Origin of the sequence: Staphylococcus microti (assembly GCF_000934465.1) — a bacterium.
Lineage (GTDB): Bacteria > Bacillota > Bacilli > Staphylococcales > Staphylococcaceae > Staphylococcus > Staphylococcus microti.
The window spans coordinates 1-16,144 of sequence record NZ_JXWY01000154.1; the positions used below are offsets into that span (position 1 = coordinate 1).

Here is a 16,144-nt window from a genome sequence, read left to right on the forward strand (position 1 = left end):
CCTATGGCAAAGAGGTCACACCTGTTCCCATGCCGAACACAGAAGTTAAGCTCTTTAGCGCCGATGGTAGTCGGACTTACGTTCCGCAAGAGTAGGACGGTGCCAGGTAATTTTAATTATTCCACAGTAGCTCAGTGGTAGAGCTATCGGCTGTTAACCGATCGGTCGTAGGTTCGAGTCCTACCTGTGGAGCCATATAAGGCCCCTTGGTCAAGCGGTTAAGACACCGCCCTTTCACGGCGGTAACACGGGTTCGAGTCCCGTAGGGGTCACTTTTTAGGAGAATTAGCTCAGCTGGGAGAGCATCTGCCTTACAAGCAGAGGGTCGGCGGTTCGAACCCGTCATTCTCCACCATTTCTTTTCAATTACATATGCGGAGGGGTAGCGAAGTGGCTAAACGCGGCGGACTGTAAATCCGCTCCTTCGGGTTCGGCAGTTCGAATCTGCCCCCCTCCACCATCTTTGGGCTATAGCCAAGCGGTAAGGCAACGGACTTTGACTCCGTCACTCGCTGGTTCGAATCCAGCTAGCCCAGCCATATGAGCCATTAGCTCAGTTGGTAGAGCATCTGACTTTTAATCAGAGGGTCAGAGGTTCGAATCCTCTATGGCTCACTTGTAAATCCTATCTCAATCGAGGTAGGATTTTTTGGTTCTTCACCTTTTGTGGTGGGATGGCATTTGCTGTCTCCTCTTTTTTGGCATACAAAAAGCGCATATGTCTCTATAATTTCAAGTGCCTAAATCCAAATTAAAGGAGACATGATGCGCCTGTGTATAATAATATATTACAACTACTCAAAATAGTAGATTTTCAAGACGATGTTGAAGTGCGAGTTCAACGCGCTACAGTCATTTATAACACGCTGTCATATCTACCAAAAGATCATGTATATCAGATTCATAAACAGCGAAACAGCGTTATAAGTGTCAGTACTGTCAAAGAACCTTTGCAGCTTCTATAAATATTGTTGAAGAGAACTGTTTTATTACAATCGTCTAGATTACTTCAAAAATATCTCTGGCTATTATGTATCACTCCTTATTACCTCAAGTGCCAGCTATTTCTTCCTAAACCAATAAAGCATGCACTTTTAATGACACTACACCTACATTGATTACAAATGACGGTTAAACTATAACATTGGTGCCATTTAAATGCTTGCTTAAATATTTTGTCTCTCCATTCATTTTATAGTTAATAAACTTTTAAAAATAATACAAATACTTGATTTTACTATGTTGTCTAGATTAATCTGAAAATAATATGTTTGGTAATAATAAAGGGGTTTATCAAGCATAATTAAAGACAAAGGGGTCATGAACAATGAAGAAAAAGATTGAATTGATTGGTGCACCTGTTTCATTTGGACAGCAAAAATTTGGTGTGGGCTTCGGTCCAGATGCAATACGCTATGCAGGGGCTGCGGCTCGGTTGAAACGTATCGGACATGAAGTGATTGATAGTGGAAATATTGAAGTACCACCGTTAGACATAGATAAGTTTCAAAGTGCGCAAAATGGATTACGAAATTATGAAGAAATTCTTGCTTATAATGAACAGTTAAGACAGAGGGTTTCTGAAAGTATTGCACAGGATCATTTTCCTGTGGTACTTGGTGGTGATCACTCGTTAGCGATTGGTTCCGTATCAGCCGTTAGTGAGCATTACAAGTCTCTCGGTGTGATTTGGTATGATGCACATGGCGATTTAAATATTGCTGAAGAGTCACCGTCTGGCAATGTCCATGGGATGTCGCTACGTGTGTTGGCAGGAGAAGGCGATGAGCAGTTAGTACAGTTGGGTGGCTTTGCGCCAAAAGTGACGCCGGATCGTATTGTGCTGATTGGCATGCGTGATTTAGATTATGGTGAACGTGCATATATTAAGGCACATAATATTAAGACATATACAATGGCTGATATCGATGCGCTCGGTATTAAGCAAGTGATTCAAGAAAGTATTGAGTATTTGAAAGGACGAACGGATGGTGTGCATTTGTCGTTAGATGTTGATGCGTTAGATCCTAATGAAACACCGGGAACGGGGACGAAAGTGTCTGGTGGTTTAACATATCGCGAGAGTCACTTCGCTTTAGAGTTACTGCAACAGTCTGGTCTTATTACATCAATGGACTTGGTAGAGGTCAATCCACTGTTAGATCATGGGAATCACACAGCTGAACAAGCGGTGGCACTGCTTGGTTCTTTCTTCGGTGAAACATTATTATAATCCGTGCAATTGATATATGACAACTGACTATAATACTTGTTATAATAGAGTTTATGGGAATAGATTACCGGAGGAGATGCTATGCATATTTTAAATCTCTTTGAAAACTTAAGCACGCTTGAAGTTGTCACTGGTATTCTAGATTTATTAATTGTTTGGTATGTTATTTACTTGTTGATTGCGGTCTTTCAAGGGACAAAAGCGATTCAACTGCTAAAAGGAATTTTATTTATTCTGGTCGGTAAAGCGATTAGTGAATTTTTACAGTTAACAACGACTTCAAGATTGTTTGATTTAGTGATGCAATGGGGCTTTTTAGCGATCATTGTGATCTTCCAACCTGAGATTAGACGCGCGTTAGAGCAGTTGGGACGTGGAAGTTTCTTCAAACGCTATACGATGACATCTTCTGAAGAGGTACCTAAGCTTGTAGAAGCTGTATCCAAAGCTGTACAGTACATGGCGAAACGTCGCATTGGTGCATTGATTGTTTTTGAAAAAGAAACAGGCTTGCAAGATTATATTGAAACGGGCATTCTAATGCATTCTGATATTTCACAAGAGTTATTGACGAATGTTTTTATTCCGAATACACCGCTTCATGACGGTGCGATGATTATTCAAGGAGATAAGATTGCGACAGCGGCGAGTTATTTACCATTGTCGGATAGTCCTAAAATTGCTAAAAGTTTAGGCACACGCCATCGTGCAGCAGTTGGGATTTCAGAGGTCTCAGACGCGTTTACTGTGATTGTCTCAGAAGAAACAGGTTCTATTTCTGTCACTTTTGATGGCAAGTTACGTAAAGATATTTCAGTGGAAGTATTTGAAGAGTTATTGTCTGAACATTGGTTTGGAACACACTTTGCAAAGAAAGGTGTGAATTAGATGTTAGAGTCTAAATGGGGCTTGCGATTTTTTGCGCTGATTTTAGCGTTATTACTCTTTTTATCCGTCAATAATGTGCTGGGCGATTCATTTGGAACAGACAATATTGCGAAAGATGGCCACAAAACCATTAAGAATGTACCTGTTGAAGTAGTTAACAACAATAAAGATCTCTACGTTTCAGGTGCACCGGATACGGTAGATGTTGAGCTCAGCGGGCCACAGTCTAAAGTGCTACGCGCACAAAAAGTTGAAGACTACAAAGTGACGTTGGATACAACTGACGCAGATACTGGTGAGCAAACAGTGCCATTCCAAGTTCGTGGTTTAGATAAAGATATTAACTACCGCGTGTATCCAAAAGAAGCAACACTTTCAATTGAAAAGAAAGAGACGCGTAAAGTTGTTGTAGAACCGAATATTAGCCGCTATGCGATTGATCCGAACTATCAGATTTCTGATGCAAAATTAGGTGTTCGTACGGTTAAAGTAATCGGTGGTAAAGAGCAGTTAGATCTCATTGCTTTTGCGAAGGCAAGTTTTAGAGAAGATTTTCAAATTGCACAAAAAACAACGGCGAAAGCAAATGTGTCAGTTTTTGATAAAAATATGAACAAGCTTGATGTTCAAGTTGAACCTTCTACGGTTGATTTAACGGTAGATGTCGAGCCTTATCATAAAAAAGTGAAAGTAAATCTGACGAAAAAAGGAACACCTGCTGACGGTTTCAAAGTCACAGATGTTACTTTAGATGAATCAGAAGTAGAAATTTATGGTAATCGAGAAGCATTAGAAGATATTGATGAAATTACTGGCGAAGTAGATGTCAATGGCGTATCAAGTCAGACGACAAGATCGGTGAAGTTGAATTTACCGGATCAAGCGACTTATGCAAAGCCATCAGATGTAACAGCAACAATTTCAGTTGAATGAATGATATAAAGGAGATATGAATTATGGGTAAATATTTTGGGACAGACGGTGTCAGAGGCGTTGCCAACCAAGAATTAACACCTGAGTTAGCATTTAAATTAGGGAGATACGGTGGTTATGTTTTAGCACATAATGCACATACGGAACATCCACGTGTTTTAGTGGGGAAAGATACACGTGTTTCTGGTGAAATGTTAGAAAACGCCTTAATTGCCGGCCTTGTGTCAATTGGTGCAGAAGTGATGCGCTTAGGTGTCATTTCTACACCGGGTGTTGCCTATTTAACACGTGAGATGGATGCGAATTTAGGTATTATGATTTCAGCATCACATAATCCTGTGGCAGATAACGGCATCAAGTTCTTTGGTTCGGATGGCTTTAAGTTGTCAGATGAACAAGAACAAGAAATTGAAGCGTTATTAGATGATACGCAAACGGAATTGCCACGTCCAACAGGTTCTGCACTCGTGCATACATCGGATTACTTTGAAGGGGCTCAAAAATATTTGAGTTACTTGAAGTCAACGATTGAAGTGAACTTAGAAGGATTGAAAATTGGTTTAGACGGTGCTAATGGTTCAACAGCATCGCTTGCACCATTTTTATTCGGCGACCTTGAAGCGGATACTGTAACAATTGGTTGTAGCCCAGATGGTTACAATATCAATGAAGGTGTCGGTTCAACACATCCTGAACCTTTAGCGCAAAAAGTCGTTGAAGAAGGTTGTGACTTTGGTTTAGCGTTTGACGGTGACGGTGACCGTTTGATTGCGGTTGACGAACAAGGAAATATTGTTGATGGTGACCAAATCATGTTTATTATTGGACAAGAAATGGCGAAAAACCATGAGTTGAATGACAATATGATTGTATCAACAGTGATGAGTAACTTAGGTTTCTATAAAGCATTAGAAGCGGAAGGCATTCAGTCAAACAAAACGAAAGTCGGCGACCGTTACGTTGTTGAAGAAATGCGTCGTGGCAACTATAACTTAGGTGGCGAACAGTCAGGCCATATCGTATTAATGGACTACAACACGACGGGTGACGGATTATTAACAGGTGTGCAACTTGCAGCGGTTGTAAAACGCTCAGGTAAAAAGCTAAGTGAGTTAGCGGCGCAAATGAAGAAATATCCACAGTCACTTGTAAACGTGAGAGTCACTGATAAATATGGCGTAGAAGATAACGCTGATGTCAAAGAAGTAATGACACGTGTGGAAGCGGAAATGAATGGTGAAGGTCGTATTTTAGTACGTCCATCTGGTACTGAACCGCTTGTACGTGTGATGGTTGAAGCAAAAACGGATGAAGATGCATTACGTTTTGCACAAACGATTGCAGATGTTGTAGAAGAAAAAATGGGATTATAAGCGCAATACAAGAAACCCGTGATCTGAAGAGGTCACGGGTTTTTGTCATTAGAGTGCCTTGTAAACTTTGTTGATGTCTTCTGCGGTTGCTGCATCAAGTTGGGCATGCTGTTGAAGGAAAGCTTGGACGCCAAGTTCAGCGAGTTGCGCATTTTTTGTTACAGTTTCAGCGTCTTGTGGATCTTGGTAGTGTAAGGCAAAGGCAGCTAGTTGGTTCAATGCGTCGTGTGATTGTCTTGCTTGTGCCAGTGCTTTTAATGGTTTTATAATGCGATCTGCAGGGCCGAGTTTGCGCAATACACCACGGCCGACACGATTGATGTCGTCTGATAAATCAGGATTATAGAAACGAGCAATAATTTTCTCGCGATAGGCAGCTTGTGTATCTGGATCGATTGAAAATTGTGTTTCGATATAGTGGCTTGTTTCTGTTAAAACGTCTGTTAAGCCGTCAGCAACACGTTCATCTTGAATGGCTTCTAAGATTGTGTGGTGTCCATAATATTGCCCAGCATAAGCGATATAGGCATGACCTGTATTCACCGTTAACAGTTTACGTTCGATATATGGTGCTAAGTCATCCACATATGTCACACCTTGTAATTCAGGGCCGTGCCACTGTGTATGCTCAATGACCCATTCAAAGAAAGGCTCTACCGTTACATCTAAAATATGATCGTGTGATTGGGCCGGTACGATTCGGTCAACAGCAGCGTTTGAAAAGTGCACATTGTCTGGCAGCTCGCCAACTAAATCTCGAATCGCATTGGCCAATTGATCTGTCGCATTAATCGCATTCTCACAAGCAACGACATTGACCGGTGTTGAACGTTTTTTCAAAAGGGGTGCCAATGTTTTAGCGACGATTGGTAAAATATTGACGCCGACAGCTGTTGTAATCAAGTCAACAGATTCAATGGCTGCTTCAAGTTCATCCTTATCTTCAATAGAATGTAAGGCAGTGACGTTTTGAACAGTTGTCGCTGTTTTGTCGGCATCTGCGAGCATAACGTCATATTGCTGTTGTGCTTTCAACGCTTGAACGAGTGTGTCATTGACATCTGCAAAGGTTACATGATAATTGTTGTCTGCTAGTATTAAACCGATAAACCCGCGGCCGATATTACCAGCACCAAAGTGGAGTGCTTTCATTATACGTCCGCCTCCTTAAGAATGCGTCGGATTTCTTCTGTTGTTTGGGCATTCACGATTTTGTCTACATTAGCTTCATCGCTAAATGCAATGGCGATTTGTGATAAAAGTTCTAAATGAGTACCATCTCTCCCCGCAATCCCAATCACGACTTTAACTTCTTCGCCGTTCCAATCTAAGCCGTTAGGGATTTGTAGCAGTGATAAGCTGGAATCTAACACGGCTGATTTAGCGTCGTCTGTACCGTGTGGAATCGCAAGCCAGTTGCCCATATACGTAGATACGATTGTTTCACGTTCTAGCATGGCTTGAATGTAGTCTTCTGTAACAGCACCACTTTGAACGAGTAATTGTCCAGCACGTTCAATTGCTTCAGCTTGTGTATTAAAAGATTGATTTAATAAAATGTTTTCATCACGTAATAAATTTTCCATCGTGTTCAACTCCTATAATGTATGTTTAATAAATGTTAAAATTTGTTGTTTTAAAGCGTGTTCAACTTCTGTTTGGTCTGACATCCATGTATCGATGTCTTCTAAATGTTCGGTAATATAGCTATAAAGGTGACTGACTAACGGGGTAAGTTGACTGTTTTCAGGTAGCATAGCGCAAACGACGTAGTGAATAGGTGGTTGGTCAGGAGAGGTTATCGGTTGGGCTAATTTGCTAATGCTAAAGTGTGGTTTTACAATCAGTTTGTCTTTGAGATGTGGTATAGCGACTGGATAAGGCGCTAAAGAAAAATTTTGTGTTTGATTGCGTTGTTTCAAAAGATGTGACACTTCTAATGTGTTATTGATGACTTTCAGCTCAGCAAGATAGTGTGCGAGTGCAGTATCAAGGTTTTGACAATGTGCTGTCGAGACGATGATGTCATCTGCAAGAGATAGACACGCATTGATGAGCGCTAATTTTTGATTTATATCATCTTTGGGTATGGCTGCATGCGTATCTGTAGTGTTCACATCTGCTTGCATTATCGTGCGTTGTTGCTGATTGAGCTTAGTTGCAAGTTGTTCCTGTAAAAAATGCGTTGTCTGTGTGAGTTCATGTTCGGGTAACAAAGGACTGACAGTTAAATAAGGTTCATGGATATCCAGCTCAATGGTTGAAATAATGGCGTCATATTTTGATAAATCGTAAGTTTTTAGTGTACTGACTGCCGCTTGTTCGATTTCATCAATCATTGGAAAAGCTTCAGTCAGTCGATTCGCAAGTATGCGACTTGTGCCAATGCCACTGCTACAAACGACGAGCACCTTTGTTAATTGCTTATTTTTAACAATCGCACCGCCGAAATGTAAGACGAGAAATGCGATTTCGTAATCTGGAAAGCTTAATGATGGCAATGCTTTTGCGATACTTTGTGCCACTGCATCATAAAGTGTTGGGTAAGATGAGAGAATACGCTGTGTCATCGGATTGTATGTTTTAATATTTGCGCGAATACGGTTAATGGCAGGTGGTAAATGTAATAGCAAACCCGCTTCTAATTCTGAACGTGATTCAAATTGCGCATCCGTTTGAGCTGCAACGTCGTCTATCAGTGCATTAACTAAAGCGTGATAACTTTCTTGGTTTGGTGTATCTTTGTCATTACGGCGTTTTGCCCCTCGCAAATGAATCGTCATAAATGTAATTTCAGATTGGTTGAAGGTGACGTCGTAATGATGACCAAGTCTTTGTGCGATATGTGTCGCAATTTGAAATTCAAGCGTATCTTGAACTTCTGCGATAATATTCTGTTCTACTGAGACGAATTGTTGGTGCTTCATGCGTTCGATACTGAGCACAATATGGACGATTAACGCTAAGTAACTAGATTCTGTTAACGTGTATGGCAGCTGATCTAAGTCGTCCATTAAGAGCCGTTCGACTTGGAAAATATCTTTCATATCAACCATTGGCAGTCGTTCTTGATTTAATGTTTGGAAGACGAAATGATTTTCGATAACAGAATAAACGCTCGTGCTGTTGAGCCGTTCCATCATTAATTGACTGAGTAACGCACGCTTTTGCATTTCGCTACCAACGATTGAAATACCTTCGCCACGTTTACGAATTAATTTGATATGGAATTGAGCTAAGTCCAAAGCTAAGTGATCGAGTACTTTAGAGAGTTGTTGTAAGGAAGCCCCAATCTCTGAAGCAAGGCTCATTTGTTTGACGGGTTCGCCACTTTGAATCAAGGCGTATAACACGATGACTTTCTGTTCGTCGCTTGTTAAATCAACGACTTCTAATGCATTGACTGCTTGGGTTAGTGCTTCAAACGCGGATTCATCGCCTTCAAGCAAAATGCCTTTGTTTTTAATACGCCTCAGCGTCATGTGAAAAGTTGCAAGTGTTGTATCTATGTTTTTAAGTTCACGATGTACAGTGCGTGAAGACACGGCAATTTGTTGTGCAATGTCAAAAAGATTAATCGGATACCCTTTGTTTTTCAGTAAAATTAATAAAATTTGGCGTTCTCTCATCCCCATATACATAACGGCAATCCCCCCTTTATTTTCACGACATCATAGGAGTAGGGTGGACATATTCTTGCAGCCCACTCACCACTCCCATGTTTCTCCCGGTTTTAAAAAATATATTACTGCTGTTGATCCGCTTTGATTTGTGTCATTAACGCTTCATAGCGTGGTGAATTCAAGAAGTTATCAACGGATAAATGAATGGCGTTCGGTACTTGTTTAATGGCACGATCCGTTAACTTTTTCTGTGTAATGACGAGCTGTGCCTCATCGGTTAATTGGTTGATTGCTTTATTAATAACCGTGACATTGTCAATGCCTGCTTTTTCAAATTTTTTACGTAGCATGCTGGCACCCATTGCGCTTGAACCCATTCCTGCGTCACAAGCAAAGATAACTTGTGTGACGTGATCGTATTTATGGGCGCTGACATCTTCTGTGTCATAGCGGTTTAATAATGTTTCAGCGTCTGTTTCCGTCTCCGCAGTTTTTGACGATGTGTCAGTCAATGCACTGCTAACAGATGATTTTTTGCCTTTTGTTGCTTCCATTTGTGCTGTCGCATCTGCCAGACTCTTTGTCGGTGTTTTTGTGAATTTCAAAATGATGCTGGCAATGATAAATGTGACGAGCGTTGATAAGAAAACGCCGAGTAACATAACGAGATAACTGCCTTTAGGTGTCACGGCAAGGTAGGCGAAAATAGACCCCGGTGATGCAGGACTCGTTAAACCAAAGTTCAATAGGCTAAATGTTGCAACGCCTGTCATACCCCCAGCAATCGCAGCCAAAATAAGCAATGGACGTGCAAGCACATAAGGGAAGTAAATTTCGTGAATTCCACCGATAAAGTGAATGAATGCTGCCCCGTATGATGTTGCTTTTTCAGTACCTTTACCGAAAACCATATAAGCGAGTAAAATACCGAGACCTGGGCCAGGGTTAGACTCTAATGTGTATAAAATTGACTTGCCTGCTTCGCTTACTTGATCAGCAGCGAGTGGTGTTAAAACCCCGTGGTTAATCGCATTGTTTAAAAAGACGATTTTGGCAGGCTCGATCAGAATGCTGACTAATGGCAATAGCTGTTTGCCGATTAAAAAGTCCACGCCCATACCTAATACATGCATAAGACCTGAAACGACAGGTGCAAGTGCTTTGAAACCAAGAATCGTCATAAAGAACGCTAAGAAACCGGCTGAGAAGTTATTAACGAGCATCTCCAAACCGTTGGGTGTACGCGGCTGTAAAAACGCATCGACTTTTTTCATGAGCCAACCGACAAGTGGGCCCATAATCATGGCACCAATCAACATTGGTGTTTCAGGGAATGCGGCGATAACCCCCATTGTTGCTGTCGCGCCGACAATCCCACCACGTAAGTCATGAACGAGACGGCCACCACTAAAAGCGATTAAGAGTGGAATTAAATATTTGATCATTGGATCAACCATTGCGGCAAGTTCTTTATTTGGATACCAACCGTCTGGAATAAACAGTGCTGTAATGAGCCCCCATGCGATAAAAGCACCGATATTCGGCATGATCATACTCGACAGAAATGAACCGAATGCTTGAACATTACGTTGAATGCGTGCTTTCATCGGTTGTTGATCCGTTGTATGTGTGTTTGACATCATTTTCAACTTCCTTTCGTATGTGTGATTGGGACATAAGAAAAATCGTCCCAAATAATTAGTGAAAAATCACTAATTGGCAGTAGGTGTCTGAAGTGAAAATGCGTTTTAAAAAGCTTTTTTTCACTTCTATTGTCAGTGTTCGCAAAGCAGGATTCTCGGCAGAACTTCGCAATTCGGCAAAATTAGAAAGCAAATTTGCTCATCGCTCGGGTTCTGATCGAATCCTAAACGCTTTGCTCACAACCTCGATACACCCTTGCCGGGCGGGACGACGAAAGCTTTTTGTAAAAATGCGATTTCTGTCCCGCTCCCTTCATCATAGTTGCCAGTAGTAGGGGCGACAATGAATAGAAAATGCGGGATTGGCAGTCTAAAAATGACAAAATATCGTTAATGTGTCATGCCAATGGTTGATGAACAAAATTTGTACAATTTTATGTAACTTTTTTGATGAAAATAGCAGTTTTATTTGCATTGACGGTTTTCAACAGTGTAGAATGATATAGAAATCTGAGTGAAAAGGAGGATTGTGAGGTTAACAGTTAAAGCGCCAGTACAAGTGACAGCGGTTGATTGTGGACATATACACTAAAGCAGAGTGCATATTGAGATGGACTTGCGCACTTGTAGACGAGGAGGATAGTGATCGAATCAGATCGGCGGATGCTATCCCGGATGTGGCTCATTCGTTAGCTTATTAATTAAAACAAAAGGGCAACTTTTTGGACAAAGTTAATAAGATCGCCAACAACAAAATTGAAAGAATAGAAAAACGATGCATGAGTTGTCGTTTGTATTGTGATGTATTAGAACAGAATACACATGATATTAAGACAATTTGCGGTACCGTTATTTCGTAATGGAGGAAAAGTTTTATGTGTGGAATTGTAGGATATATTGGATATGAGAAAGCGAAAGAAATTTTATTAAATGGTTTAGAAAAACTTGAATATCGTGGTTATGACTCAGCGGGTATCGCAACACGTGATGACAATACGGTAACTGTGACAAAGGCAAAAGGACGTATTGCAGAATTACGTAAAGCCGCTGACAATGATATTGACGGTCAAACAGGTATCGGTCATACACGTTGGGCAACACACGGGGTACCAAGTTATGAAAACTCACACCCACATCAATCAGCAAGTGGTCGTTTTACACTTGTGCATAACGGTGTGATTGAAAACTATGAAGAGTTAAGAGATACGTACATTCCAAATGTGACACTTGTATCAGAAACAGACACAGAAATTATTGTGCAATTAGTTGAACATTTCGCAAATGAAGGGATGGAAACGGAAGCGGCATTTACAAAAGTTGTATCATTATTACACGGTTCATATGCACTTGGCTTATTAGATCGTGAAGATAGCGATACAATCTATGTTGCGAAAAACAAATCACCATTACTTGTTGGTATTGGAGAGAATTTCAATGTCATTGCTTCTGACGCCTTAGCGATGATTCAAGTAACAAGTGAATATAAAGAATTAAAAGACCAAGAAGTTGTGTTAGTGAAACGCGATGAAGTGATTATTAAAGATTTAGCAGGTAATGTTGTTGAACGTGATAGCTATACTGCTGAAATTGATGCGTCAGACGCTGAAAAAGGTGTTTACGCACACTACATGTTAAAAGAAATTCACGAACAACCAGCAGCAATGCGTCGTATTATTCAAGCATACCAAGATGATGCAGGCAACTTGAAAATTGACCCAGAAATCGTAAAAGACGTTCAGTCAGCAGACCGCATCTATATTATTGCGGCAGGTACAAGTTACCATGCAGGTTTAGTCGGCAAAGAATATTTAGAAAAATGGGCGGGCGTACCAACTGAAGTCCATGTTGCGTCAGAGTTTGTTTACAACATGCCATTGTTATCTGAACGTCCATTGTTCATTTACATTTCACAATCTGGTGAAACAGCCGACAGCCGTGCGGTACTTGTTGAAACAACAAAATTAGGTCACCGTTCATTAACAATTACGAACGTGGCAGGCTCAACATTATCACGTGAAGCGGACCACACATTGTTGTTACATGCAGGTCCTGAGATTGCTGTAGCGTCAACGAAAGCTTACACAGCACAAATTGCGGTATTATCTATTTTAGCGCAAGTCGTTGCAACAGCACGTGGTCATGAAACAGGCGTTGAGTTATTACCTGAACTTGCTAAAGTAACAGCTGCGATAGAAACGATTGTAGACGATGCACCAAAAATGGAACAAATCGCGACAGACTTCTTAGAAACAACACGTAATGCGTTCTTTATTGGCCGTGCGATTGATTACAATGTAAGTCTTGAAGGTGCGTTGAAACTGAAAGAAATTTCATACATTCAAGCTGAAGGCTTTGCAGGCGGCGAATTAAAACATGGTACGATTGCTTTAATCGAAGACGGTACACCTGTTATCGCATTAGCAACACAAGCACACGTTAATTTATCGATCCGTGGTAACGTTAAAGAAGTGGTTGCACGTGGTGCGAACCCTTGCATTATTTCAATGGAAGGCCTTGAAAAAGAAGGCGACACATATGTGATCCCACACGTGCATGAATTGTTAACACCGCTTGTATCAGTTGTTACATTACAATTGATTTCATATTATGCGGCACTTCACCGTGACTTAGATGTGGATAAACCACGTAACTTAGCAAAATCTGTAACAGTAGAATAAATTTGATATAAAGTAACATCACATCATTTGGCTGATTTCATGTAATTCTATGAAGTCAGCCTTTTTGAATAGGTAAAGGGGAAAATGACATGATTATTTTAAAAGATATAGCGAAAATAAAAGGCGGACAACAGTTGCTACAAGGTGTTTCATGGCACATTCAACCGGGTGAAAAATGGCTCGTATATGGCATGAATGGTGCAGGCAAAAGTACGTTATTGAACATTATTACCGCTTATGATTTTGCGACACGAGGCGATGTCCAACTCTTTGGCATGAAGCCGGGGCAACAAGGGTATTCTGCACATCATGTGCGTGAACAAATCGGCTATGTATCAGGCAGTTTGCGCGATCGTTTTGCAGAAGGTGAGTTAGTGCGAGATGTTGTATTGAGTGGCATATACAAGTCGATTGGTGTGTATCAAAAGCCGACGGACAATGATATTCAACTCGCCCAACAAGTACTTGCACGCTTTGGACTCACCGAATTGGAAATGCGTTATTTTGGGCAATTGTCGACAGGTCAGCAACAACGTGTGTTATTAGCACGTGCCCTTGTCGTACCGCCTAAATTGCTTATTTTAGATGAACCATGCAATGGTTTAGATTATGTTGGACGTGAGTATTTATTAGACATGTTAACGGATATGCATGATGACTATCGGAATATGGCAGTCATTTACGTGACGTATTTTGTTGAAGAAGTGACGTCGGATTTCACGCATGCGTTGTTGTTAAAACAAGGCGTTGTGCAAGCGAGTGGCGTGATGGATCAGACATTAACGAGTGACAATTTAAGACAGTTGTTTGGTATGCCAGTGAACTTGCACAATCAAAATGGGCGATACCAATTGATTCGACAATAAAGGGGTTTTGATTGCTTTTGACTGAAGAAGATGACACACTTTAAAGGAGAAGAATATAGATGAAAGGATAGGCAACTATGCAACGAGTAAAAGCGATATTTTTAGATATGGATGGCACGATACTGCATGAAAACAACCGTGCGTCGGCGTATACAGCGGATGTGATTGCACAATTAAGAGCAGCAGACTACAAAGTATTTTTAGCGACAGGGCGTGCGAAAGAAGAAATTCATTTGTTAATACCCGAGACGATGGTGTTTGATGGTATTATTTCGTCAAATGGCACGATAGGGCATATTGGTACAGATGTGTTATTCCAACACGGCTTAGCCGAAGACAGTGTGCGTGCCATTGTGGAACAGGCACAACAAGCAGGCATTTATTATGAAGTATTTCCATTTGAACAAGCACGTTTTGCATGTGAGGAAGACAAGTCTTGGATGTTAGACATGGTCGCAGGCGAAAAACCCGAAACAGTTGGTGCGAGTGAATGGCTGTCTCGTCATGAAGCAGTTGAAGGCAAATTGACATGGCGTGAGACGTTACCGAGTGGCTTGAGCTATTCAAAAATTTATTTATTCCATCCGGATTTAGAGACAATAGCAACATTTCGCAATGCGATGAAAGATCAAATGGAAACGCTCAAAATTGAAGTTTCGCAGTCGACACCCAACAATGTGGAAACGATGGCGTATCAAGTGAATAAAGGGACAGGTATTCAAGAAATGTGTGCCCATTTTAATATCGACATTGCAGATACATTAGTTATTGGGGACAGTGATAACGACCGCACGATGTTTAAAGTCGGGGGTGTGACTGTCGCAATGCGTAACGCAAACGATGCGATTAAAGCGTTAACGGCGTATGAAACAGAGGTTGACAACAACGATGATGGTGCTGCGCGTTTCCTAGCCGCCCATTTATTAAATAATTAAAATCGTAAAAAAACGTAAGTGCTCTGAAATGAGAGACACTTACGTTTTTAAAAGTGTGATTATGCGTTTTTTCGACCTTGGTGGTGGAAATACGTGATAATCGATCCAAAGATAACGAAATAAATCACATAGCGCGCAATGAACAATACGACATTAAATGCGTATACCACATACTTTGCCGCATTTTGTGACATATGTGCAGTGTTCAGTTGGATTGCAGCGGCAGCAGGCCCTGATAAAAGCATTAAAATGATATTGATAAGCCAGATGCCGATGAAGAATAATAAAAATGTTTTTTGACCATTGCGAATACCTTGCCAAGCCGCTTTCACATCATCGCGTACTTTTGCTTCAGGATTTTTCACGAATGCAGCGACCATATTTACGATGAATACGATAACGAACAATGTGAAGATACTTGTGATACATGCGATAACGAATAATACTAACATATATGAAAAATCGGATGTTACCAAGTCTTTAAAGATTTTATTTAATCCCGCTGTTAAATAGAAGTTCACAATAGCTAACACGAGCATAAACACGCTTGCGATTAAACCGACTAATAGGTTTTTACGCCATATTTTCCCTTTGAAAGATTGGAATAGATGTGACCATTGAACTGAACTGTGTCCAGAGACTGCATAGTACACACTGCGAATACTTCCTGTAAATAATGGGAATATAAGCATTAAGAAAATTAATATAATGAGTAGCACTGCACCGAGTGAAACAAGAATTAATGTTTTCGTATCACCTTGACCGGTAAACAATGCCATCGCCCATAAATTAAATACGAGTGCTATTGGCAATGTTGAGACTGTTAAGAGTAACAACATTATGACAAAATTAATCAAGTTCATGCTAAATAACTTTTTATTTTGTGATCGAATGTGTTGGAAAAATTTACTTGTAAAATGAAACACGGATGACCGCTCCTTTCAACATATATTCCACCTTATCAAAAATAAC

Annotated in this window: 12 protein-coding genes, 6 tRNA genes and 1 rRNA gene; 14 read left to right on the top strand and 5 right to left on the bottom strand. The window is 40.7% G+C overall.

The window, feature by feature from the left end; all coding sequences use genetic code 11:
- From rrf to glmM, 11 genes are all read left to right on the top strand, one after another.
- Window positions 1–108, top strand: a 5S ribosomal RNA gene (rrf, locus tag TP70_RS10915); the annotation flags it as partial.
- A gap of 12 nt (window positions 109–120) precedes the next feature.
- Window positions 121–195, top strand: a tRNA-Asn gene (locus TP70_RS10920).
- A gap of 5 nt (window positions 196–200) precedes the next feature.
- Window positions 201–272, top strand: a tRNA-Glu gene (locus TP70_RS10925).
- 7 nt (window positions 273–279) lie between these two features.
- A tRNA-Val gene (locus TP70_RS10930) sits at window positions 280–355 on the top strand.
- Between the two features lie 21 nt (window positions 356–376).
- Window positions 377–460 (top strand) — tRNA-Tyr (locus tag TP70_RS10935).
- 4 nt (window positions 461–464) lie between these two features.
- Window positions 465–539 (top strand) — tRNA-Gln (locus TP70_RS10940).
- 3 nt (window positions 540–542) lie between these two features.
- A tRNA-Lys gene (locus tag TP70_RS10945) sits at window positions 543–615 on the top strand.
- A 712-nt stretch (window positions 616–1,327) separates the two neighbouring features.
- On the top strand, window positions 1,328–2,233 hold the full coding sequence (gene rocF, locus TP70_RS10955; RefSeq protein WP_044361621.1) for an arginase: 906 nt from the start codon (window positions 1,328–1,330) through the stop codon (window positions 2,231–2,233).
- Window positions 2,234–2,314: 81 nt separating this feature from the next.
- Window positions 2,315–3,121: a diadenylate cyclase CdaA gene (cdaA, locus tag TP70_RS10960; protein WP_044361622.1), complete on the top strand. Its 807-nt coding sequence runs from the start codon at window positions 2,315–2,317 to the stop codon at window positions 3,119–3,121.
- A complete protein-coding gene (locus TP70_RS10965; protein ID WP_044361623.1) occupies window positions 3,122–4,054 on the top strand; it encodes a CdaR family protein in 933 nt (310 codons plus the stop codon).
- 23 nt (window positions 4,055–4,077) lie between these two features.
- On the top strand, window positions 4,078–5,427 hold the full coding sequence (gene glmM / locus TP70_RS10970; protein WP_044361625.1) for a phosphoglucosamine mutase: 1,350 nt from the start codon (window positions 4,078–4,080) through the stop codon (window positions 5,425–5,427).
- 48 nt (window positions 5,428–5,475) lie between these two features.
- On the opposite strand, the gene TP70_RS10975 is transcribed toward glmM, so the two are convergent.
- From TP70_RS10975 to TP70_RS10990, 4 genes are all read right to left on the bottom strand, one after another.
- Window positions 5,476–6,579, bottom strand: coding sequence for a mannitol-1-phosphate 5-dehydrogenase (locus TP70_RS10975; RefSeq protein ID WP_044361628.1), 1,104 nt, complete (start codon window positions 6,577–6,579; stop codon window positions 5,476–5,478).
- Window positions 6,579–7,013, bottom strand: a complete 435-nt coding sequence (locus tag TP70_RS10980; protein ID WP_044361629.1) for a PTS sugar transporter subunit IIA — start codon at window positions 7,011–7,013, stop codon at window positions 6,579–6,581. The genes TP70_RS10975 and TP70_RS10980 overlap by 1 nt, the downstream gene beginning before the upstream one ends.
- Before the next feature lie 12 nt (window positions 7,014–7,025).
- A complete protein-coding gene (locus TP70_RS10985; RefSeq protein WP_044361631.1) occupies window positions 7,026–9,068 on the bottom strand; it encodes a BglG family transcription antiterminator in 2,043 nt (680 codons plus the stop codon).
- 104 nt (window positions 9,069–9,172) lie between these two features.
- Entirely contained in the window at window positions 9,173–10,690 is a 1,518-nt protein-coding gene (locus TP70_RS10990; protein WP_044361650.1) for a PTS mannitol transporter subunit IICB, read from the bottom strand.
- Between the two features lie 878 nt (window positions 10,691–11,568).
- On the opposite strand from TP70_RS10990, the gene glmS reads away from it, so the two are divergent.
- The 3 genes from glmS to TP70_RS11005 all read left to right on the top strand — a co-directional run bounded on the left by glmS (window position 11,569) and on the right by TP70_RS11005 (window position 15,172).
- The gene (gene glmS / locus TP70_RS10995; RefSeq protein ID WP_044361632.1) at window positions 11,569–13,371 is read left to right on the top strand and encodes a glutamine--fructose-6-phosphate transaminase (isomerizing); all 1,803 of its coding nucleotides are present in this window, start codon (window positions 11,569–11,571) and stop codon (window positions 13,369–13,371) included.
- 89 nt (window positions 13,372–13,460) lie between these two features.
- A complete protein-coding gene (locus tag TP70_RS11000; protein ID WP_044361633.1) occupies window positions 13,461–14,237 on the top strand; it encodes an ABC transporter ATP-binding protein in 777 nt (258 codons plus the stop codon).
- A gap of 77 nt (window positions 14,238–14,314) precedes the next feature.
- Entirely contained in the window at window positions 14,315–15,172 is an 858-nt protein-coding gene (locus TP70_RS11005; protein ID WP_044361634.1) for an HAD family hydrolase, read from the top strand.
- Between the two features lie 59 nt (window positions 15,173–15,231).
- Here the strand turns inward: TP70_RS11005 and TP70_RS11010 are convergent, their stop codons facing one another.
- On the bottom strand, window positions 15,232–16,035 hold the full coding sequence (locus tag TP70_RS11010) for a hypothetical protein (protein ID WP_156962287.1): 804 nt from the start codon (window positions 16,033–16,035) through the stop codon (window positions 15,232–15,234).
- Window positions 16,036–16,144 lie beyond the last annotated feature (109 nt).